This is a genomic window from Acinetobacter sp. YH12045 (assembly GCF_013419925.1).
GTDB classification, from domain to species: domain Bacteria; phylum Pseudomonadota; class Gammaproteobacteria; order Pseudomonadales; family Moraxellaceae; genus Acinetobacter; species Acinetobacter amyesii.
The window spans coordinates 24973-48214 of the sequence record NZ_VOZE01000010.1 but is presented as its reverse complement, the minus strand read 5'-3'; the positions used below and the strand labels follow the sequence as shown (position 1 = coordinate 48214).

At 41.3% G+C, this 23242-nt stretch carries 19 protein-coding genes and 1 tRNA gene; 11 read left to right on the top strand and 9 right to left on the bottom strand.

Annotated elements, in window-relative coordinates; all coding sequences use genetic code 11:
- Positions 1 to 202 precede the first annotated feature (202 nt).
- The 3 genes from dhaK to FTU02_RS12605 all read left to right on the top strand — a co-directional run bounded on the left by dhaK (position 203) and on the right by FTU02_RS12605 (position 4626).
- Positions 203 to 1933, top strand: coding sequence for a dihydroxyacetone kinase subunit DhaK (gene dhaK / locus FTU02_RS12615; RefSeq protein WP_180157414.1), 1731 nt, complete (start codon positions 203 to 205; stop codon positions 1931 to 1933).
- Positions 1934 to 2158: 225 nt separating this feature from the next.
- Positions 2159 to 2836, top strand: a complete 678-nt coding sequence (locus tag FTU02_RS12610; protein WP_180157412.1) for a DUF421 domain-containing protein — start codon at positions 2159 to 2161, stop codon at positions 2834 to 2836.
- Positions 2837 to 3438: 602 nt separating this feature from the next.
- Positions 3439 to 4626 (top strand): ammonium transporter, encoded by a 1188-nt coding sequence (locus FTU02_RS12605; protein ID WP_180157410.1) that lies wholly within the window; start codon positions 3439 to 3441, stop codon positions 4624 to 4626.
- Between the two features lie 76 nt (positions 4627 to 4702).
- On the opposite strand, the gene FTU02_RS12600 is transcribed toward FTU02_RS12605, so the two are convergent.
- The gene (locus FTU02_RS12600; RefSeq protein WP_180157408.1) at positions 4703 to 5401 is read right to left on the bottom strand and encodes an HAD family hydrolase; all 699 of its coding nucleotides are present in this window, start codon (positions 5399 to 5401) and stop codon (positions 4703 to 4705) included.
- Between the two features lie 172 nt (positions 5402 to 5573).
- Between FTU02_RS12600 and FTU02_RS12595 the strand changes: the two genes are divergently transcribed.
- Complete coding sequence (locus tag FTU02_RS12595) at positions 5574 to 6281, top strand: phosphatase PAP2 family protein (RefSeq protein WP_180157406.1); 708 nt, start codon at positions 5574 to 5576, stop codon at positions 6279 to 6281.
- 30 nt (positions 6282 to 6311) lie between these two features.
- On the opposite strand, the gene FTU02_RS12590 is transcribed toward FTU02_RS12595, so the two are convergent.
- The 5 genes from FTU02_RS12590 to FTU02_RS12570 all read right to left on the bottom strand — a co-directional run bounded on the left by FTU02_RS12590 (position 6312) and on the right by FTU02_RS12570 (position 12660).
- The gene (locus FTU02_RS12590; RefSeq protein ID WP_078193039.1) at positions 6312 to 7637 is read right to left on the bottom strand and encodes an ATP-binding protein; all 1326 of its coding nucleotides are present in this window, start codon (positions 7635 to 7637) and stop codon (positions 6312 to 6314) included.
- Between the two features lie 19 nt (positions 7638 to 7656).
- Positions 7657 to 8325 (bottom strand): response regulator transcription factor, encoded by a 669-nt coding sequence (locus FTU02_RS12585; RefSeq protein ID WP_180157402.1) that lies wholly within the window; start codon positions 8323 to 8325, stop codon positions 7657 to 7659.
- A 3-nt stretch (positions 8326 to 8328) separates the two neighbouring features.
- Positions 8329 to 9999 carry a phosphoethanolamine transferase gene (locus FTU02_RS12580; protein ID WP_180157400.1) on the bottom strand — a complete coding sequence of 557 codons (1671 nt, stop codon included), beginning with the start codon at positions 9997 to 9999 and terminating at the stop codon, positions 8329 to 8331.
- A 140-nt stretch (positions 10000 to 10139) separates the two neighbouring features.
- On the bottom strand, positions 10140 to 11246 hold the full coding sequence (locus tag FTU02_RS12575) for a porin (protein ID WP_180157398.1): 1107 nt from the start codon (positions 11244 to 11246) through the stop codon (positions 10140 to 10142).
- Between the two features lie 127 nt (positions 11247 to 11373).
- On the bottom strand, positions 11374 to 12660 hold the full coding sequence (locus tag FTU02_RS12570; protein WP_180157396.1) for an MFS transporter: 1287 nt from the start codon (positions 12658 to 12660) through the stop codon (positions 11374 to 11376).
- A 168-nt stretch (positions 12661 to 12828) separates the two neighbouring features.
- Between FTU02_RS12570 and FTU02_RS12565 the strand changes: the two genes are divergently transcribed.
- From FTU02_RS12565 to putP, 5 genes are all read left to right on the top strand, one after another.
- Positions 12829 to 13464: a 1-acyl-sn-glycerol-3-phosphate acyltransferase gene (locus FTU02_RS12565; protein ID WP_180157394.1), complete on the top strand. Its 636-nt coding sequence runs from the start codon at positions 12829 to 12831 to the stop codon at positions 13462 to 13464.
- Between the two features lie 61 nt (positions 13465 to 13525).
- Positions 13526 to 14449: a patatin-like phospholipase family protein gene (locus FTU02_RS12560; RefSeq protein WP_180157392.1), complete on the top strand. Its 924-nt coding sequence runs from the start codon at positions 13526 to 13528 to the stop codon at positions 14447 to 14449.
- A 99-nt stretch (positions 14450 to 14548) separates the two neighbouring features.
- A complete protein-coding gene (locus FTU02_RS12555) occupies positions 14549 to 15028 on the top strand; it encodes an NfeD family protein (protein ID WP_180157390.1) in 480 nt (159 codons plus the stop codon).
- Positions 15029 to 15044: 16 nt separating this feature from the next.
- Positions 15045 to 15899, top strand: a complete 855-nt coding sequence (locus tag FTU02_RS12550; protein WP_078189969.1) for an SPFH domain-containing protein — start codon at positions 15045 to 15047, stop codon at positions 15897 to 15899.
- A gap of 211 nt (positions 15900 to 16110) precedes the next feature.
- Entirely contained in the window at positions 16111 to 17601 is a 1491-nt protein-coding gene (gene putP / locus FTU02_RS12545) for a sodium/proline symporter PutP (RefSeq protein WP_180157389.1), read from the top strand.
- A 197-nt stretch (positions 17602 to 17798) separates the two neighbouring features.
- Here putP and FTU02_RS12540 read toward each other — a convergent pair whose 3' ends face one another.
- From FTU02_RS12540 to prpF, 3 genes are all read right to left on the bottom strand, one after another.
- Positions 17799 to 18707: a polyprenyl synthetase family protein gene (locus FTU02_RS12540; RefSeq protein WP_180157387.1), complete on the bottom strand. Its 909-nt coding sequence runs from the start codon at positions 18705 to 18707 to the stop codon at positions 17799 to 17801.
- 130 nt (positions 18708 to 18837) lie between these two features.
- Entirely contained in the window at positions 18838 to 19815 is a 978-nt protein-coding gene (locus FTU02_RS12535; RefSeq protein WP_180157385.1) for a GGDEF domain-containing protein, read from the bottom strand.
- A gap of 206 nt (positions 19816 to 20021) precedes the next feature.
- Positions 20022 to 21212 (bottom strand): 2-methylaconitate cis-trans isomerase PrpF, encoded by a 1191-nt coding sequence (gene prpF, locus FTU02_RS12530; RefSeq protein WP_180157382.1) that lies wholly within the window; start codon positions 21210 to 21212, stop codon positions 20022 to 20024.
- A 330-nt stretch (positions 21213 to 21542) separates the two neighbouring features.
- Between prpF and FTU02_RS12525 the strand changes: the two genes are divergently transcribed.
- The gene (locus tag FTU02_RS12525; protein WP_111885597.1) at positions 21543 to 22931 is read left to right on the top strand and encodes an amino acid permease; all 1389 of its coding nucleotides are present in this window, start codon (positions 21543 to 21545) and stop codon (positions 22929 to 22931) included.
- Positions 22932 to 23004: 73 nt separating this feature from the next.
- Positions 23005 to 23077, top strand: a tRNA-Arg gene (locus FTU02_RS12520).
- Positions 23078 to 23242: the final 165 nt, after the last annotated feature.

Sequence of the window (23242 nt, the reverse complement as noted above, 5' to 3'; positions counted from 1 at the left end):
ACAAATTATTTAAGCGCTTTGTAAATTTGAGATTTTCCCTGTCTGATGTTGCAAGTCTTTATTTTTAGAATGTCATTCAATATAAAAACTCAACCTTTAATCAAAAAATTGCTTTTTTACACTTTTATGTCAGCAAACATTATGTTTTTCGATAATAATAAACTTTTTACATTCTCCCCTATAAATACAGATTGGTACATCCATGAAAAAACTCATGAACGGTGCAGAAAACATCGTAATTGAAATGTGCAAAGGCTTTGTTCTTGCGCATCCTGAACTCTCATTTAACGAGTCACACAAAATCATTTCACGTAAAGAAAAACACAACAACGTGGCATTGATCAGTGGCGGTGGTAGCGGTCACGAACCTGCCCATGCAGGTTTTGTCGGTACAGGCATGTTAGACGCTGCCGTATGTGGCGATGTGTTTGCATCTCCTTCGCAAATTCAGGTCTATAAAGCCTTACAGCAAGTCGCAACTGACAAAGGCGTGCTGATGATCATCAAAAACTATTCTGGCGATATGATGAATTTCCAGAATGGCGCAGCCCTTGCAACTGAAGACGGCATTAAAGTTGACTATGTAAAAGTGGCAGATGACATTGCGGTTAAAGACAGCCTATATACAGTCGGTCGTCGTGGTGTTGCAGGCACAGTATTTGTACATAAGATTGCAGGCGCAGCAGCATCAAAAGGCTTAGAACTTGCAGACGTAAAAGCGATTGCTCAAAAAGCTGCGGACAACGTCATTAGCCTTGGTTTTGCTTATAGCTCATGTACTGTTCCAGCCAAAGGCACGCCAACGTTTACTTTGGCTGATGACGAAATGGAATATGGCGTCGGCATTCACGGTGAACCCGGCATCCGTCGTGAAAAAATCTTGCCATCCAAAAAAATGGCACAGCGCATCGTGGATGACCTGTTCCTTGACCGCCCAGACATGAAAGAAGTTGCAGTCTTGGTCAATGGCTTTGGTAGCACACCGCTGCAAGAGTTGTATGTCTTTAACCATGATGTATGCGAACACCTTGCACGTAAAGGCATCAAAATTTACCGCACATTTGTCGGCAACTATATGACCAGTATCGACATGAATGGTGCATCTGTGTCCTTGCTTGCTGTCGATGATGAATTGAAAACCTACCTCGATGCAGCAGCCAATACCCCTGCATTTAAAATGGATGTTTCAGCAGCACAGCCTTTAACTTTTGTGTCCAAAGATTCTGCCACCGAAGCTGTGGTAAATACCCAAGTTGAAACACAGCCTGAACATGCGGTGATTAGCAATGAACAATTCACCATCGAAAACATGCGTTATGTGGTGGATGTGATGTCTGCCTGTATCATTAGAAATGAAGTGCTATTCTGTGAGCTGGACGCGCATGCAGGTGATGGCGACTTCGGTATGAGCGTGGCGAAAGGCTTTAAGCAATTAAAACGTGAATGGCAAAGTCTAATTCAAGCGCAGCAGATGGATGAATTCATGCTGAACTGCTCAATGATCATTATGGAACATTGTGGTGGCGCGTCTGGCCCAATCTGGGGTTCAGCATTCCGTGCGGCAGCGAAATCAATTCAAGGCAAATCAGTTTTAACTGTCACTGATTTCGCAGAGATGCTGCAAGCAGCAGTCAAAGGCATTCAAACTACAGGTGAACGTTCATTTGGACGTGGCGCAGTGGTGGGTGATAAAACCCTGATTGATGCCTTAGTGCCATGTGCAGATTCATGGTCTGCCCATACCGATAAATCCTTTAAAGAAAACTTTGTCCTTGGTGCAAAAGCGGCGGTTCAAGGCGCTGAAAATACCAAAGAGATCGTAGCGCGTATGGGACGTGCGGGAACTGTAGGCGACCGTAGTCTTGGCTATCCAGATGCTGGCGCACATGGTTTAGGTGTAATCTTTACGGATATTGCAGAACATATTAAATAACTGAACATCTTTAAAAATTGCCAGACCACATCAAAAGCATCGAGTCGTCGGTGCTTTTTTTATGGCTATTTTAAAGCACTTTTTTTTCATCAAATATCTCATGCATACAATACCTTTAGCATGAAATCCTTTTTCGAATAGTGCTTAAAAATTAACACAATTGAGCTGCTTTATCGCCCAGCGCTTTGCTAAGTTAAAACACATAACGATTAAAAAGGATGAGACATGGATATCACTCAAATTTTCATCCATGACACCACATGGACTTTTGCTGCCGAAGTGATTTTGCGTAGCGTCATTATGTTCGTTTTAATCATCGTATTCTTACGCCTAACGGGCAAACGCGGGGTGCGTCAGTTATCCATCTTTGAAGTTGCGATACTCCTTGCTTTGGGTTCTATTGCAGGCGACCCGATGTTTGAGGAGGAACTCCCCCTCTTACAAGCTCTCATTGTGATGACGGTGGTGATTGGTTTATACCGCGTAATCACTTGGCTAATGATGAAATACCAACCCTTTGAAGATTTAATTGAAGGCAAAGCCCTCTACATTGTGGAAGATGGTGAATTGGTCTTAGAAAAAATTAAACAAGGTAAAATGTCACATGATGAATTCTTCTCTGAAATGCGTCAGCAAAATGTTGAGCATCTTGGACAAGTTCGAGTTGGCTTATTAGAAAGTGATGGCAAATTTAGTATTTTGTTTTATCCACCTGAACAAGTGCGTTATGGACTGCCACTATTTCCAAAACCCTATAAAGCGGTTCGCGATATCAAAATGCATCATCTGTATGCCTGTACGCACTGTGGCAAAACCATGTACATTCACGGTGCTCAGGATGCCTGCCCGCGCTGCGGATGTTGTGACTGGGCTGAAGCGATTAATACACAGCGTTTAGCTTAAGCATTCAAGGCTAAAACTTTAAAATTCTGTACCGCTTCAATTAAATACGTCATCAAAATACAGTCAGATCCAACGACCATCACCACAGACCCACCCTTGAATGTTTTATTCGCCATCTAAAAGTGCAGCAGCAGAGATTTAATTGGTTAATATCTGTGCATTATTTCAGTTCAGGTGAGACATCCAGCTTTCAACGTTTAATGACCACAAGATGCTCAGAAAGACTCCCAAAAATGTATCATGAGGAAATTTTCAGTTTCATTCTCGCACTAACATCTATCAATCAGATAAAAATACAAAATAATGGACTGCCCTGAATTAACTCAGAAATGGCGCTATTTGTTTTTCATTTTTTAAACAGATTCAAAAAACATAGTTTTTCACTTAATAATCATTCATTTAATTTTGTCATTGCAAATCATCATTGCACTATTTTAGTGCATTATTATCATACTCAAGCAAGTCTTTGCTTTATATCGAGTCTTCTACATTTTTTAGTTTTTTTAATCAAAATTTCCCTCTCTCACTCCTCTTTTCGAAATTATTCCGCTCGATATACTGAACTTCTTTTCGTGAACTAGCGCACTAAACTGGAACACCTTATGCAAAATATAGATCTCCTCTTTCTCCTTCTTGGTGCAGTCTTGGTTCTTGCCATGCATGCTGGCTTTGCATTTTTAGAATTGGGTACAGTACGACATAAAAATCAGGTCAATGCGCTGAGTAAAATTTTGACTGACTTTTCTATTTCCGCAATTGCATACTTTTTTGTGGGTTATTACATCTCTTATGGTCAGCACTTTTTTCATATTGGGGACACTTTAGCAGCCGATCATGGCTACAACTTAATGCGTTGTTTCTTCCTGCTAACTTTTGCCGCAGCCATTCCAGCGATTATTTCAGGTGGTATTGCTGAACGTGCAAAAATGCGGACTCAAGCGATTGCCACATTATTATTGGTCGCTTTGGTCTATCCATTTTTTGAAGGCATGGCATGGAATGGTAATTTTGGATTACAAGCATGGTTAGAACGCACATTTGGCGCAGCCTTTCATGACTTTGCAGGTTCGGTCGTGGTACATGCGATGGGCGGTTGGATCGCTTTAGCTGCAATACTTTTACTTGGCGCACGTCATGGACGCTATAAAAAAGACGGTCGTATCAGCGCTCACCCCCCTTCAAGTATTCCATTCCTTGCCTTAGGTTCTTGGATTTTAATCGTTGGCTGGTTTGGCTTTAACGTGATGAGTGCGCAACGTTTGGATGCCATTTCAGGACTGGTTGCAATTAACTCTCTCATGGCAATGGTGGGCGGCACGCTTGCAGCAAACTTTATGGGTAAAAATGACCCCGGTTTCTTACATAACGGTCCCTTAGCAGGTTTGGTTGCAATCTGTGCAGGCTCAGATGTAGTTCATCCTGTCGGTGCGTTAATTATCGGCGCTATCGCAGGTCTGATCTTTGTCAAACTATTTACATACACTCAAAACAAACTCAAAGTCGATGATGTACTTGGCGTATGGCCACTACACGGTGTTTGTGGTGCTTTCGGTGGTATTGCAGTGGGTGTATTTGGACAAAAATGGTTGGGCGGTTTAGGCGGTATTTCAATGATCTCTCAATGTATCGGTACGCTACTCGCAATCTTGATTGCATTGGCAGGTGGATTCATCGTTTATGGTCTACTCAAAGTAACGATGGGCATTCGCCTAGATCAAGAAGAAGAATTCCGTGGTGCAGACTTAAGTATTCACCGTATTTCGGCAAACTCTGAAGAAAACATGTTCTAAACAACACAATCTAAAGCGGCATTTATGCCGCTTTTTTTTACCCTGAACTTCGCTTAAAGCTTGAGTTTAAATCATCTTATTTTAGAAAATCTAAGACCTGATCCAAATGCTGAATTTTATTCGGAATGCTGTGCTGTTGTTCAGCACTTAAAGTATGAAAGCCTTCAAGCAATACGGCAGACATCCCTGCTTGGCTCGCACCATAAATATCATTGACAGGATGATCACCAATAAATAAACACTCGGTTTCCGTCACGCCCAACTCACGACAACTGTACTGAAATATTTCAACTTTGGGCTTACTAATGCCTGCACTTTCCGAGCTGATGATCTGATCAAAATACGATGCAAAACCTAGTCCATTCAAAATATTCAGGCGTGTGGCATATCCACCATTCGACACCACCGCCAGTTTATACTGCTGCTGTTTTAGTTGCTGCAGCAAGCTCAATGCTCCCGGCATCGCCACGGCGAACTGACCAAAGTGCTGAAACCAAAATTGTGTCAGCTCATCAAAATCGGGTTGATGTATCCAATCCAGCTCCGTTTGTAGGGCATAAGCGACAGATGCCCCAATACTCGGATGAGTAAGGAGTTCTTTTTTCGGATATCCCCCATTATCTATACGATTAATAATACGTTTAATCTGTACAAGGTCTACCTCCACCAGCGTCGACTGATAAGACTCGGCTAAATACTGCGTATAGGCCTGAACGCTGTGATCTCGGTGAGTCAAAGTATTATCTAAATCAAAAAGGACTGCACGTATGCTCATAAATCTTTATTACTGAGTTTTCAAAAACTTTAACACAATGCCCGTTTTGCTTTATGCACCTTCTTCACTATCGATATCAATACAGTTCAAATAGCCGATTAAGTCTGATTTAAGTTTTGTGGTTTCAAATAGCAGTATTCAAACAAAATAATTTCAGCACATCACACGACTTATGCTCTCGAACCGTTCCTTTTTATTACGACAAGCCCTGCTGCTCACACTCAGCTTGGTTGGCCTCCTTTATGTTTTTCCCGTCGGTGGTTCGCTCGACCAAGCTTTTATTCAGCCTTGGGTCGACCTACATGGTGGTTTTCCTCATCGTAATGATTGGGCACTTGCTGTGCTGAACCATCGCTATATCAAGAATATCGTTATAGGCGTTTATGTTCTCTATATCGCAGCGTGGATATGCAGTTTTAAATATCCGCATCTGAAAGCACGTAAGTTTGAATTTGGCTATTTTATCGTGGTGGCTCTACTCAGCACGGCAATTATTGGTTTACTCAAATCACAATCTGCACATGCCTGCCCTTGGAATATGACCGTCGCCACAGCCCAAGGCTTTTCTTGGGATTTTTCAGCACGCCAAGGACACTGCTTCCCCGGTGGCCATGCTGCGACTGGTTTTGCCTTAATTACGGGATATTTTGTTTATCGAATACATCGACCTGCCCGTGCTTACTTCTTTTTATGTGCTGGGCTGATTTTAGGCTTTGCTTTTGGCTGGGCGCAAATGATGCGGGGTGCACATTTTCTCAGTCATAATCTATGGACAGCATGGTTTATTTGGGCCTTTAACACAGTCATTTATACATTTGGCTATCGTTATCTACCCACAGAAAAAATCAAAACTGCCTATAAACACTTTGAATGGATATAGGCTTTATTCGCAAGGAGTAAATTAAAATAATTAGGAGTTTAAAGGTCTTAGCGGAATCTGAATCGTTACTTTCAACCCACCCAGCGTTTCACTTTTCGCAAAATCTAAACGTGCACCAATATGCGCAGCGGCCTTATCCACGATCGCCAAGCCTAAACCACTTCCAATTTCTTCATGATTATAAATTCGATAAAAGCGTTTTCGAATTTGCTCATATAAAGCTGGGTCGATGCCAGGCCCACTATCTTCAACCTGTACAACCGCCTGCCCCGCATGTTCAAAGACGGAGACATTAATCATGCCCTGTGCAGGGGTATATTTAATGGCATTATCAATCAAATTAAAAATGATTGAATGTACGGTTGGCTCAAGACTATATAAGGCAATGCTTTGTTGTTGCTCCATGCCAAGGTCAATATCTTTTTGCATAGCCAAATGTACCAGTTGCTCCACGCAATTGGTTGCGACTTGCTTAAGATCAAAATGTTGTTTGCGCTCAAGTTCAAAGACCGAGGCGTCTTGTTTTGCCAAACTCAATAATTGACTCACCAAATGCTGAATACGAATTAAACCTTTACTCAAATTTTGTAGAGCGTCATCTTGTGGAAATTTTTGTAGCAAAATCTGCATTTGCAAATTCAGTGCGGTAATCGGGGTCCGTAACTCATGCGCTGCGTCAGCAATAAACTGGCGCTGTTCCTGCTGCGACAACGAAATTCGTTCAAACAACTGGTTCATTTCAATAATAGTCGGCGCAATTTCCTCTGGATAAGGCATTTGAGAGATTGGAGAAAGTTCAAAGGCATCCCGTTTTGCCAGTTCTTTTTTAAATTTTTCCAGTGGATTTAAACTGCGTTGAATCAACCATCCCAAAGCGATTAATGCAAAAGGTATAAAAACCAAATAGGGAATAAACATGCTACTGGCCAATTCTGCTGCAAGATGCTGTCGAACCGATTCTTGCTGACTGACCTGAATTTGCCGATCTGCGAGTGGCAAAATATAGGTATGCCACTCATCCTGTTGGGTACTGTGGGTATAAAAACCGGCTTTGGGCTGAGGCGCGACCAATAATTTTAATTGATGGGTTTGATGCGCATTGGATTGATAGGTCCATACATCGACAAATAAATCTTCTTCATGATAATGCTTATGTTGATCAAATTCGCTGCGAATGGGCTGCGGATCATGCTCTGCAACACGTTCCGCCAAATTTTGCATTTGCGCATCTAAAATTTCATTAATTTCTTCAAGTGCAATTCGATAAGCTGAAAACACCAAAAGACAGCCCAAAAGCATACTGAAAACAGACACATAAATAATTAGTCTCTTTTTCAGAGAATAAGGCTGCTGCATGGTCGATAATTCCTTTGCCTTAACCGAGTCGATAACCTAAACCACGAATGGTGCGAATAAAATCTTTGTCTAATTTTGTTCTGAGATGATGCACATACACTTCAATAGTATTACTGCTGATATCACTATCAAAATCATAAAGCTTATCTTCTAAATTAGCTTTCGAAAAAATCTTATTCGGATGCGTCACCAGTGGTATCAATATGGCCCATTCACGGTTAGATAAATCGACATATTGACCCTTATAGCGTGCAAGATGCTGCTCAATATCTAAAATCAATTCACCATGTTTTAAAATTTTCTGTGGTGCTTCGACTGAACTCAGCCCTGTGCGTCGAAGGAGTGCATGAATCCGTGCAAGTAATTCATCAAACTCATAAGGCTTGATCAGATAGTCATCTGCCCCATGGTTTAAACCATCTACACGATTTTGTAATTGATCACGTGCCGAGATGATTAACACTGGCAATTTAGACTGCATTTGACGAATTTGTTTCAGGACTTGCATACCATCCATCATCGGCAAACCCAGATCTAGTAAGACGATATCAATCCCCCCTTGCATTATGAGCTTTAAGCCATCGATACCATTATTCACCCACTCGACTTCAAACTGTTGATAGTTCAACAAGGTTTTAGTCGATTCGGCAATCATGAAATCATCTTCAATAATAAGTATTTTGTGCATGGCTTAAGTCCTGCGCTGTACTGAAGTACATTGTTGCAACATATTGTTTTTTTCATCAATCACTTGAGTCTGCACATCGAGCAAACTCAATAGCGATGGAAATAGATTATCCTGACTTAATTTTTGGCTTTTTTGTGCCATTAAACAAGTGTATTGCGCTGAATTATTTTTTTGCCACGCCGGTGAAAACCACATCAACATCGGCACATGCGTTTGCTGTGACGGTGCAATTGCATATGGAGAACCGTGTAAATATAAGCCATGTTCACCTGTCGACTCGCCATGATCGGACAAATACCACAGTCCTGTTTGATAGTTGTTAGTCACTTTTAAGGTGTTAATCAATTCACTCAGCACATGGTCGGTATAGATAATACTGTTGTCATAACTATTTATTAATTCTGTCGAGCTACATCCCTGTATGGCATTGCTATTACAGGTTGGCTTAAATTTTTGAAACGCTGCGGTACTTCGTTTGAAATAAGCAGGGCCATGACTGCCCATTTGGTGTAATACAATTAAACGGGGAGTCGGATCTGCTTTGGGGATCGAAGCCAAATATGCCTTCAAACCATCCACTAAGATTTCATCATGACATTCGCCATCGGCATCACACCACTTTTTCTTCAATGCTTCAGGAAATTCATATTTTTCAACACGTGTGCATGTGCCCTTACAGCCTGAATTATTATCTAGCCACGTCACCTTATAGCCTGCACGCTGTGCAATATCGAGTAAACCTTCGCGATGACTTGCAAGCTGTTCATCATATTCGGTTCTCGGCATACCCGAGAACATACAAGGAACAGACACAGCGGTTGCGGTGCCACATGAACTGACTTGGCTAAAATTGATAATATTTTGCTGACTGAGTTCAGGATTGGTATTTTTAGCATAGCCATTGAGTGAAAAACTTTCCGCGCGCGCAGTTTCACCAACCACTAAGACCATCAATTTTGGTAAGCTTTTGGCGCTTACGTTTTCAACCATATGTGCATCTTCACCATAGATCAACAATGGCAAATTCTGTTTCGGTGCTTTTTTGTGATAATAGGAAAATGTCGAAGCGATACTGTTTTGTGGTGAGAGCATGCCTTTTAAGTCACGATGCTCACGAAAGATCGCTGCATAATCAACAAAATAAACAAACAGCAAAGCACCCAAAAGGATGAGCGATAGCACTATATGTAGACCCTTTTTGGCTACGACCGTGCTTAGGGCTTCTTTATGCAGTGGCAAAAGCCAGATCAATAGCACTGGCAAAATAACCAGTCCAAAGACCCAGATAAAAAATTGTGGCGAGATTAAATCCTGCACTTCCTTTACATCTGTTTGCATCATGTTCTGCACTTGGTCAGATGTAATGGTCACGCCTAAACTATTGACGAAATAAGCACTCAAGCCACCAATGATCAGCAAAACACTCGCCAAAAGTTTTGAATTCCATCGCCATTGCAGTAGTTGCATCAGCACATTATAAAGTGCCACTACCACCAGTACGGTTGCCGCTAAAAATAGTCCGGCCTTCAGCCCCGTATAAGGTGTGAGCTGCTGGATTTGCTGATAAAACGCGAGGTTCAAAACCACCCCAAGCCATAAGGCAAGCACGAGGTTAAATTGACTTAAACTAAGTCTTGGAATTTTTTGCTGTATTTTAGCTATGACCTGAAGCATATTGGCATCAATTATTGATCTTTGATGCCCTAATCTAAAAATTCAAACTTAAAAATCACTTAAAACTGATCAAAACCAAGCAAGAAAAATCAAAAAAGGCGATGTAAAACATCGCCTTTTGAACAACTTAAATCAAAGTTTTAGAATTTAAATTCTAGACCTGTACCTAGAACAGGTTGTTCACTTTCATTCGAACCTTTTTCAAGTGCTAAGTAACCTGCATAACCATAAGCTTTCACTTGTTTGCTAAATGCATAATCCGCACCTGCAATGAATTGCTGAGCTTCGTAATCATCACCCTCTTTATAAGTCGTGGTATTTTGACTATATTGTGCTTTTACAGTCCAAGCTTTTGCAGAGGGTAGATTATATTCTGCACCGACTAACCAACCTTGAGCATCATCAATATTTGCTGCTGCAACATCATTACCTTTAGCAGCCTCAACCTCTGATGTTTGATACAGTGCTTTGAGCGCCAAACCACCCTCAAGATTTACACGACCAATCGCACGAACGGTATTTGCAGCAGCAAATGCTTTTGTACCCGCAACTTCAGGACTTTCAGCATTTAAGATCCCTACACCACCAAAGTTCGATGGAATGGCTTTGTCATAGGCTAAACCTGCAACAACAACAGGGCTGTCATAGACAACAGACGCCGACCAAGCATCGCCAAGACCACGACCTGCAGTTTTTACTACACCTTTATCACTCTTGATTCCTGAAGACTCACCTGTTGCAAGCAATGCATTAACTTTAATTGCACCTTCAGCAATTTTAAAAGCTGGTGATTCATAGACAACAACGTTATCTACACGGTTTTCACCCGTCATGATGCCTGCAACATCAGCACGGTTACCCACGTAATTGTTGAATGTATCAACCGGACTAGACAATTGTTTTAATGGTGTATCGTGTGCACCGACTTTCAATGTACCAAGTTTCGCATCTTTCAAACCAACGAAGCGGTTACGCTTAGACCAGTCATCGCCTTCGCCGTCTGAGTTAAATGCCCATTCAATTGCATAAACTGCGCTTAAACGGTCAGTCAGTTTTTCATCGCCCTTTAAACCCAAGAAAGAACTGTTTGAACTGATTTCAACGACATCTTTGTCTGAAACACCCGTTTTATTATCTTCAGATAAATAATCAACAGACGCATCAATTTCACCGTAGAAGGTTGGTGCTGCAAAGGTTGAGCCAGCCAAAAGGCTCAATGCGATAGCCGCTGCTAACTTAGTTTTCATCAAAAATTTTCCTTAAATTATTTTGTAACAGATATTACACACGGGAAACATATTACAAAATTATTAAAATAATATTTGCATTGCTCTTTTAGTGCTTTAGCTGATAAAAAACAACCAAAATCATGATTTAGAAGTGATTTTGGTCATTTTTTGATGCTTTTCCCAAAAATAGAATCGGGACTAAGCTCAATGCAGCCAAACCTGTGATCCAAAATAAATAAGTGCTATAACCCAACTGATCGGCCACTATGCCACTGATGCTATACAGCCCCCCACTCACCGTAGCCATAATGGCAACCTGAAATGTAAAGTCCGTTGCTGCAAATGCTTTACGACTATATTGCATCACCAAAGTCAGCATGATCACAAGCAGCATGGCTGAAATCATGTCTTCGGCAGCATTGATCCCATAGATCAGCCATTCATGGACGGGCCGTTTTGCCTCGAACTGCAAAGCCAGCCATGCATAGGCCAATAAACTGAATATTTTCAATACCGAATAGAAAACCAAGGCTTGCGCCCGAGAAATATACTTCAAGCTAAGACCAGCAAGCCCCGCCCCAATTAAAGCAGCCACCGCACCTAACATGGTGACATACAGACCAATTTCACTAAAACTCAATCCTAAATCGACCATCAGCGGCTTAAGTAAAGGACCTGCTAGACCATCTGCAAGCTTAAAACTCAATAAGATCATGAGCCACAGTGTGAGGGTTTTGGTTTGGGTAAAATAAGTCAAATATTGGCGAATAGCGTAGAACAAGCCTGAAGTATGTTTATGGTTGTTATCATTCTCTGGACTAGATTTTATGTTGAGTGGTAGCTTTAAAGGTTCTCGATACATAAAAATAGGAATGGTATTGATGAACACCAATACCGCTAAAAACAGAAAGGTGGCTTGCCAATCCAACCAATCTAAAGCCCAAAGTACAGCGCCACCACCGACAATAAAGCCGAGTCTGGAACCAATCACCTGAAAGGTATTGCCCCAGTGCTGTTGGTCAGTTTTTAAAATATTGACAGCCAATCCATCCGTTGCAACATCTTGAGTTGCACCGACCAAATTCATACTGAGTAAAGCCACAAAAAACAGCAGCAAATACATTGGTTCATTCAAGCTTTGGATCGGCAAAAAGGACAGGAAGACCAAGACCAACACGGACAACAACTGCATTGGAATAATCCAACTCCGATAGTGCCCTTTGGACCTTGAACCATGCCGATCAATCCACGGTGCCCAGAAAACTTTGATCGACCATGGCAGCATGAGTAATCCAAAGCCACCTATATGTGCCAAAGACACACCTTGCGCTCTTAAAATCACTGGTAAAGCATGCGTCATAAAACCGACAGGTAACCCTTGCGCCCAATATAAGGAAAACAGTAAAAGATAGAGCTGACGAAGCTGGATCATAAGTTCCTAAATGTTGAATGCGCTGAAGTTACATTTAGAGTAGTCAAAATACGGCTATTTTGCCAATGATCTAAAAAAATCATCGACCTAAGATAAGGTCAATGCTGATGCCATACTTTTAAATGTGCATCACATCAAAAATGGATTTCACCTATATAAGAATATGCAATGAATCAAAAGACTCAATTATTTCCAGTTTTGCCCGATCAAGTTCCATCACGCGGCTCCCCCCTGAGCCGCGCAATATTTAAAACACTTTTTTTGGCACAAGGATGGAAATTTGACGGCGAATTTCCCAACCTTGCCAAAGCTGTAGCGATCATTTCTCCGCATACTTCTAATATAGATGCATGGCACGGCTTTCTCGCCTTGCTTGGAATCGGGATAAAAATAACCATTTTTGGCAAAAACACCCTTTTCGATACTCCCTTAAAACCACTTTTGGATTGGGTCGGCGTGATCCCTGTACAGCGTGAAAATCCACATGGACTGACGCGTGAAATTGCTGAGATTGTCCAAGTGACAGATCAAATTTGGATTGGAATGGCACCTGAGGGAACACGAAAAAAAGCCGATAAAATCAGGAGTGGTTTTTACTATATTGCCTATGAAGCACAGATACCTATTGTGATGTTTAGCTTTGATTATGCAAAGAAAACCATTCATTGCTTGGGTGTTTTTGAACCCAGTGGAGATTTTGAAACTGATCTCGAAAAAATTTTGAAGATTTATGATGGCAAATTTTCCCCGAAAAATCCCGAATGGTTGGCATTGCCGTTACAAAAGCACTGGAAAAAGCCCTAGTCAAATGGCTATTTTTTTGATGTGATGTGCACTTTGTATATTTAACCATCAGATTTCACCCATGAAACTTTTGCAATACCTGATTACTAGCCTCTTTGTATTGGCACTCACTGGCTGTGATTCTGCAACCAAAACGCCTGCAACCACGACACCTACACCTGCCAAAGCACGTGAACCGGTGATCGCGATTGCGCTCGGTGGTGGCGGTGCCAAAGGTTTTGCTCATATTGGTGTGCTTAAAGTGCTTGAATCGCACGGTATTAAACCTAAAATTGTGACTGGGACCAGTGCAGGTAGTTTTGTCGGTAGCTTGTACGCCAGCGGTAAAACACCATATCAAATGCAGCAATTGGCCTTGAACTTTAAAGAGTCCGATATTCGTGATTTAACCTTAAATAGCCAAGGCATTATTCAAGGGCAAAAACTGCAAGACTTTGTTAATAAAAACGTCGGCAATAAATCAATTGAACAGTTTCCAAAGCGCTTTGCTGCTGTAGCCACCCGTTTGGATAATGGCAGTAAAACTGAATTTAACCGTGGTAATGCAGGCCAAGCGGTACGTGCATCGTGCAGCATTCCGAATGTATTTGTACCTGCGACCATTGCAGGGGTGAAATATGTCGATGGTGGCTTAGTCAGCCCAATTCCAGTCAAAACCGCACGTGATATGGGTGCAGATATTGTGATTGCAGTTGATATCTCTGCGCGTCCTGACGGTAGCAAAGCCGTAAGCATGTTTGGTTTACTCGATCAAACCATTAACATCATGGGACAACAAAGTATTAATGAAGAACTGAAAAATGCCAATTTCGTGATTCAACCTAAAGTGGGACATATTGGCACACTCGATTTGAAGTCGAGCAATGCGACGATTTTAGAAGGTGAAAAAGCCGCACAGCTCAAAGTGAATAGCATTATTAAGGCGATCGATAACTTTAAACAGTCTCCTGCGGCCTTTAAACCAGCACCAAAAGCGAAAATATAATTCAACGATTTTTTTTATATTCATTGAGTTATACATCTGCTACATTGATATAGATACTGGTTCATCTATATCAATTCACCCTTATATAAGAGTAGATGTATGGAATTTATTTTAGAACCTTGGCACTGGTTTGTATTGGGCGTCGCTTTGATGCTTTTTGAACTGATTTTGCCGTCTTTTGCTGCGCTATGGTTTGGCGTTTCCGCAATTTTGGTTGGGATCTTATATTGGATCTTTCCATCCATGGACTTTAATGTCCAAATTGTGGTTTGGATTATTTTTGCCGTGCTTTGCACATTTTTGTGGTTCAAATTTATTAAGCCTTTATCCATTGATAAAACCAAAGCAGGTCTGTCGCGTGAAGCGACAATTGGCCAAGTGGGTATGGTGATTCAAACCCAGCTCAATCATGGCAGCGTTAAAGTTCGCTTCCCGATGCCTGTTTTAGGTTCAGACGAATGGCATTGCCGTACCCAAGATGCACTTCAAGTCGGCGACCGTGTTCGCGTGACCGATATTTTAGGCAATGATTTAGTTGTCCAACTGCACAACAGCAACCACCCCACTGACAATCCATAAATAAGTGAGAAATGACATGTCTGGTGTTTCTATTGTTTTTTTAGCGCTCTTAGTTTTTGTAGCCGTCACCATTTTTAAAGGTGTCCGTATTGTTCCCCAAGGTTATAAATGGATTGTTCAGCGTTTAGGTAAATACCATACCACGCTCAATCCGGGACTGAACTTTGTGATTCCCTATGTCGATGAAGTGGCTTATAAAGTCACAACCAAAGATATTGTGTTAGATATTCCCTCTCAGGAAGTGATCACACGTGACAATGCGGTACTGCTGATGAATGCTGTGGCTTATATCAATTTAACCACACCTGAAAAAGCAGTTTACGGTATTGAAAACTACACATGGGCGATTCAAAACTTAGTTCAAACCTCTTTACGTTCAATTGTCGGAGAAATGGACCTTGATGATGCACTTTCATCGCGTGATCATATTAAGGCTAAACTTAAAGCCGCAATTTCTGACGATATCTCTGACTGGGGTATTACGCTTAAAACTGTAGAAATTCAAGACATTAAACCTTCTCATACCATGCAAGCTGCGATGGAAGAGCAAGCGGCCGCTGAACGTCAACGTCGTGCGACAGTGACCAAGGCAGACGGTGAAAAACAAGCGGCTATTTTGGAAGCGGATGGTCGTTTAGAAGCTTCTCGTCGGGATGCAGAAGCTCAAGTGGTACTGGCAGAATCTTCACAGCGTGCAATTGAAATGGTGAGTTCAGCCGTCGGCGATAAAGAAATTCCAGTTGCGTACTTACTGGGTGAACAATACGTCAAAGCCATGCAAGATATGGCTAAATCTAATAATGCCAAAACTGTGGTATTACCTGCGGATGTACTCAACACCATTCGTGGTGTGATGGGACGTAATAACTAAATCTTCACATTAATAAAAATGGGTCGTGACATACGGCCCATTTTTATGCCCAAAACAAAAAAGAAGGCAAAGTTTGTGAATTTATGTTTAAATTTCACGTTATTTTTTTGACGTTTTAGGACTTATCGTTCGATTTCACCTACTTGGCTTAGGCAAATCCCATTGAGTCCCCTGATTAAACGCAATTGTCCAACGCCAAAGCGGATACCGTATGAGCTCCCTGAATCCCACCCTAATTACCTTTCTCTTTTATATTGTCGCCATGGTCGTGATCGGTTTACTTGCATACCGTGCGACCAGTAACTTTTCTGACTACATTTTAGGTGGCCGCCGATTAGGGAGCTTTGTCACTGCCCTTTCTGCAGGTGCATCGGATATGAGTGGTTGGTTGCTCATGGGTCTTCCGGGGGCGATTTACCTTTCAGGTTTATCTGAAATGTGGATTGCAATTGGTCTGATCATCGGTGCTTGGCTCAACTGGCTACTTGTGGCAGGTCGTCTTCGTGTACATACCGAAGTTCAAAATAATGCCTTGACCCTACCTGACTATTTCTCAAATCGTTTTAACGATCAAAAGAAAATCTTACGTATCGTGTCAGCTGTGATTATTTTGATTTTCTTCGCAATTTACTGTGCTTCAGGCATGGTTGCAGGCGCTCGATTATTTGAAAGTATGTTTGGTATGTCGTATAGCACTGCGCTTTGGATCAGTGCCATTGCAACGGTGAGCTATGTGTTTATTGGTGGCTTCCTTGCTGTCAGTTGGACCGATACCATTCAAGCGGGCTTTATGATTTTTGCCTTGCTACTTACCCCTATCGTGGTCATGTTGTCATTCTCTGATTTAAGCCAGTTCACTCTGGCACTGGAAGCGGCACGCCCTCAAGCGATGAATGTATTTGCTGACTTAAGTTTTGTCGCAATCATGTCTTTATTGGCATGGGGCTTAGGCTATTTTGGTCAACCGCATATCTTAGTCCGCTTCATGGCAGCTGATTCTGTTAAATCGATTCCCAATGCACGCCGTATTGGTATGACATGGATGACGCTCTGCCTCGGTGGCGCAGTTGCAGCAGGCTTCTTCGGTATTGCTTATTTCCAACAGCATCCAGAACTGGCAGGTGTCGTTACAGCAAACCCTGAAACGGTCTTTATGGAATTGACTAAAATTCTATTTAACCCATGGGTTGCAGGTATCGTATTGGCTGCGATTTTAGCTGCGATCATGAGTACCTTAAGCTGTCAGCTTTTAGTCTGTTCAAGTACCTTAACTGAAGACTTTTATAAATCATTCTTACGTAAAAATGCTTCACAAAAAGAATTGGTTTGGGTCGGCCGTATCATGGTGTTAATGATTGCGTTGCTAGCGATCTATATGGCGGCTAATCCTGACTCTAAAGTCCTTGGTCTCGTAGCATATGCATGGGCAGGCTTTGGTGCTGCATTTGGCCCACTGATTATCATGTCATTGTTCTGGAAACGCATGACACTCCATGGTGCCTTAGCAGGTATGGTGGTTGGTGCTGTTATGGTTATTCTATGGAAAAACCTGTGGGGCGATACAGGCGTTTATGAAATTATACCGGGCTTCATCTGCTCACTACTTGCAATCATCATTGTGAGCTTAATGGGCAAAGCACCATCTGCTGAAGTCACTGAAAAATTTGAAGAAGCAGATCGTATCTATAAAGAAAGTATTTAAGATCAATAGCACTTAAATTTAATTTCTAAGTTTTAATATCTGCAAAAAAGGACGCTAGGCGTCCTTTTTTCTTTTTTATCATGTCATCCATTTAGCTATTCCGTAGATGGTTTATTGACTTCTGTTCCAAATATACAAAATATAAAAAAGCCCACAACATGTTACATGTGTGGGCTGAGGTCTTTTACTGCGTCATATTAACTTTGACGTTTTAATAAAAACTGCGTGATCTTGTGTAATTCTGCCGCATCTTCTGCAAAATAATCCAAAGCTTGAAGCGCTTGAGCATGTAATTCTTCTGCATAAGCTTGCGCTTGCTCGAGACCCATTAACGCAGGATATGTCGATTTATCCACTTGTTGATCTTTACCTGCTGTTTTACCCAATGCTTCAGTGTCAGCAATAATATCTAAAATATCATCTTGCACCTGAAAAGCTAAACCAATCGCTAGACCAAATTCGCGGAGTTTAGGAATAGCTTGGTCTGTACCATTAAATATCGTCACTGCCGCCATCATGATTGCAGCAGAAATTAAAGCACCAGTTTTATTTCGATGAATGTTTTCTAGTTCATCCTGACTGACATGCTTGCCTTCCGCTTGTAAGTCTAGGACTTGTCCATTGACCATTTTTGAAGTTGCAGTCGCTAAAATTTGCATTTGCTTTAAGATGATTGGCGCTTCAACGGCTGGGCTTTGATCAAAAAGACGACTACCTAAAACTTCAAATGCCATCGATTGTAAAATATCGCCAGCAAGTAAGGCCGTATCTTCACCAAAAGCCACATGACAGGTTGGTTGACCACGACGGAGTAAATCGTTGTCCATACACGGCAAATCATCGTGTGCCAATGAATAGCAATGAATAAATTCAATCGCCACAGCAGCACGGCGTACGGCTGCAAAATTGGTATTGGGTTTTAACGCTGCTGTTGCATAACAAAGTGCCGGTCGAACGCGTTTTCCACCCAACATCACAGCATGATACACCGCCCCTTTTAAGGGTTCTGGAATTGAAAATGCATCAAGCGCTGTCAGTAAATCCTGCTGAATACGCTGCTGCGCTTCTGTCAGGGCATGTGTGGAAACGTCTGTTAAAGAAGACACATTCACCTCAAATACTTTAAATATTTAACTGCTTTGTTCATTAGCAAATCGACTGCCAATGTTTTCTGTCAATTTTGACCTGTTGCATCATACTGCTTTCTCAGTTCTTTCTCTATGTTACGGCCTAAATCTATGTGTTTTTCCCACAGTCTGATGGTTTTTTAAATGTCGTTTCCTCAAATAGCGCCACATTTTGTCCATCATTAAAACAAGTACAATTTTTCGAGCCTTTCTTGGCTTGATACAAAGCCTGATCGGCACGTGCCAATGTTTCAAAAAATGACTCTGTACCATCCCACAAGGCCACTCCGCATGAGATACTCAGTTGTAAAGTTTTATCTGCATAACTCATCGAAGAAGCATAGATTTGCTCACAACACTGTTGTGCAATCAAACATGCAGTCGATATAGCCGTGCGTGGCAAAATCATTGCAAACTCTTCCCCACCCATGCGATATATTTGTGCATCTGCGTGTTGACTAATTTGCACCCTTAAAAGCTGCGCACATTTTCTTAAAACTTCATCGCCAAACGCATGACCGTAGATATCATTGATTTGCTTAAAATTGTCTAAGTCGAGCATCATCAAACAAATTTCATTGGCTTGTTCAACCGCGAAGCTTTTTTGCCACTGAGAAAGGTCTAAATCAAAACCTCGTCGATTTTTTATCCCTGTCAGATAATCAAAATAAACTTGTTGTTCGAGTTGTTGGTTATGTTTCAACAACGATAATTCGAATTGCTTTAAATTTGTAATGTCCGCACAGCACAACAACACATGTTCCAAATCACCACTTTGTTGAAACTTAGGTTTGAGCGTGAACCAATAATGCCGTTCATTTTCACTATACATAAAGGGTTCAATGCTGTCGTTCTCTAAACAGCGTAAATCAAACTCAGAACTTGTGGCTTTGGTTTTTTGCTGCATCACAGACACGTGATTTAATACGATCTCTTGTAAGTCTGACTGAAATCGATGTTTAAATATTTGATTGGCGCATATCAGCTCAGCTGTCGCAGAAAATAACGCAGCAGGCATTGGCAACGCTTCTAATACAGCCAATTGTTCAGTAGGTAGATCCGATTTTATTAAGTCTTTTTTAAGCATGGTTTCGCTACTTTTTTCAGGGTAAAGCTACGCGAAATGCTAACAAAATTAATCTGTCATAAATCACAGAAACTTTCTAATATTAAATGCAGTTCATATTATATAAAAATATATACCAATTCATGATTTCCTTATTCATATAAAAGATAAAGGCAAAAAAAAGCCCCTGCAAAGCAGAGGCTGATTTCTAATAAGATGTTAAATACTTAATCTAAACTATCCGCAGGAATACGCACCCAGCCTTCCATTAAGACACGCGCACTTCGGCTCATCACGGCTTTTTTAACCACCCACTGACCATTTTCATAAATTGCTTGCGCACCTACACGTAGCGTCCCAGATGGATGTCCAAAACGCACAGCTTCTCGCTCCCCACCACCCGCGGCTAAGTTCACAAGCGTCCCCGGTATCGCCGCAGCTGTACCAATGGCAACTGCCGCTGTGCCCATCATGGCATGATGCAGTTTCCCCATCGATAAGGCACGAACCAATAAGTCCGTATCGTGTTCCGTGATTTGTTTAGAACTCGAAGACGTATAGGCTTTCGGCTTTGAAACAAATGCAATCTTTGGTGTATGTTGACGTTGCTCTGCTTCAGCAATATCTGAAATCAAACCCATTTGCTGCGCACCATAAGCACGGATTTTTTCAAAACGGGCCAATGCCTTGGCATCACCATTGATCGCATCTTGCAGTTCAGTGCCGACATAACCAATATCTTCTGCATTTAAGAAGATCGTTGGAATACCTGCATTAATAAATGTTGCAGGGAAACTACCTTCATCGGGTACGGTTAAGGTATCGACCAAATTCCCTGTAGGGAACATAGCGCCGCCATCTTCACCATCATCTGCGGGGTCTAAAAATTCAATTTGAACTTCGGCTGCTGGGAAGGTCACACCATCTAGTTCAAAATCACCGGTTTCTTGTACTGCACCATCAGTAATAGGTACATGCGCAATAATGGTTTTTTGAATATTGGCTTGCCAAATACGAACCGTACACAAACCATTTTCAGGAATACGTGATGCCTCAACTAAACCATTTGAAATGGCAAATGCACCAACCGCTGCCGTTAAGTTTCCGCAGTTACCACTCCAGTCAACAAATGCTTTATCAATCGACACTTGTCCAAATAGATAGTCTACATCATGCTCAGGCTGTGAACTTTTTGCCAAAATCACGGTTTTACTTGTACTTGAAGTCGCTCCCCCCATCCCATCAATTTGTTTGCCATAAGGATCTGGACTGCCAATCACACGCAATAAAAGTTGGTCGCGAACTTTTCCAGCTTGTTGTGCTGCAAGCGGTAAATCATCTAGCTTGAAAAATACACCTTTACTAGTACCACCACGCATATAAGTCGCTGGAATCTTAATTTGGGGAGCAAAACTCATTTTTATTGAATCCTTAATCTTTATCATTGTGTTTTGGCAGAGCGTTCTTTTCTGCGCTTTTGCATCATACAATGTTTAATTGAAGTTTTAACAATCACATGACTTAAGTATAAAAAAACAACATTCGATACCTTTTCCATATAAAGCCAAGTATAAGAATTTCAATTAAAATAAAATTAATCTATTGATTCATAAATTTTTAATTCAGCATTTAAAACCAAAAATAGGTTATCAAACCTATAAATATTTTTCATAAATTTTGAGCTACTAGGCTATTCATTCTCTATACATTACAATTACCAAAATTAAACCATTCTCGGGAAGAGTAACTTGACTACCAATTCCTCCGAACTCAAGCGTGGCTTAAAGAATCGTCATATTCAATTGATTGCCATGGGTGGTGCAATTGGTACAGGCTTATTCTTGGGCTCAGCGCATGTGATTCAATCTGCTGGACCATCCATTATTCTCGGCTACGCCATTGGCGGTCTGATCGCCTTTCTAATTATGCGTCAGTTGGGTGAAATGATCGTCCATGAACCTGTGGCAGGTTCATTTAGCCATTTTGCATATAAATATTGGGGGAAATTTCCAGGTTTCTTAACAGGTTGGAACTACTGGATTCTCTATATTTTAGTGGCAATGACAGAACTCACCGCTGTTGCGAAATACATCAACTACTGGTGGCCTCATATTCCAGCGTGGGCATCTGTACTGTTCTTCTTCGTGATCATTACTTTAGTAAACTTAGGTAATGTGAAGTTTTATGGTGAATCTGAGTTTTGGCTGTCGATTATTAAAGTCACTGCGGTTATTTCGATGATCGTATTTGGTTTGTATTTGCTACTGACTGCAGATGCCAATTCAACAGCATCATTTACCAACTTATGGAGTCAGGGCGGCTTCTTCCCAAATGGTTTTGAAGGTTTATTCTTCATGCTGGCTTTCTTGATGTTCGCCTTCGGCGGTATTGAACTGATTGGTATGGCGGCAGCAGAAGCTGAAAATCCAAAAGAAACTATTCCAAAAGCGATCAACCAAGTTGTATTTCGTATTTTGATTTTCTACGTGGGTTCTTTGACTATTCTATTATCACTTGTGCCATGGAATCAGCTTGAACTAGGTGGTCTAGACAAAAGCCCATTTGTGATGATCTTTAGCCAACTGGGTATTGATTGGGCTGCACATTTACTGAACTTCATTATCCTAACTGCAGCACTGTCTGTTTATAACAGCGGTATGTATGCCAATAGCCGTATGCTTTACAGCTTGGCGAAGCAAGGTAATGCACCAAAAGTTTTCGCAAAAACCAACAAAAGTGGCGTGCCAATTCCAGCAGTATTACTTTCTGCAGTGCTGATTTTCGGTTGTGTACTCTTAAACTACTTCGTACCCGAAGATGCACTTGGTCACTTAATGTATGTTGTTGTTGGTGCGCTTGTCCTGAACTGGGCGATGATTACCATGACTCACTTACAGTTCCGTCGTGCAAAACGTATTTTGAATTTTAAAACCTCATATCCTGCACTTTGGGCACCAGTCAGCAACTACATCGTTCTGATCTTTATTGCTTTAGTTCTATTTATTATGTGGACTCAGGGCTTTATGGAATCTGTTCTGATGATCCCTGTTTGGATTACAGTCATGTTATTAATGTTTAACTATCTTAATCCTAAAGATTTGAGCGACATTGACCCCAATGAAGTTCATAAAGACTAAGTAATTTAAAAAGTTATTGTTTCGGCAATAACTTTTTTTTTAGCTAAAATAGGAGTACATTAGCCTCCGTCTTGCGCTCTTAGCTTAACTGGATAGAGCAGTTGCCTCCTAAGCAACCGACGTGGGTTCGAGTCCCGCAGAGCGCACAATTTTTTGGACACCTCACCTCTCTGATTTTTTCAACTCACATTTATCAATAAAACTAAATTCAGAATTCTTAAATCTAAATTACAAATTCAAAATTCATCTCTGAATTTTTTAACTTAATCTTTGTTTTTACTGATATTACTCTTGAGAGTTTGTTTTTTAAG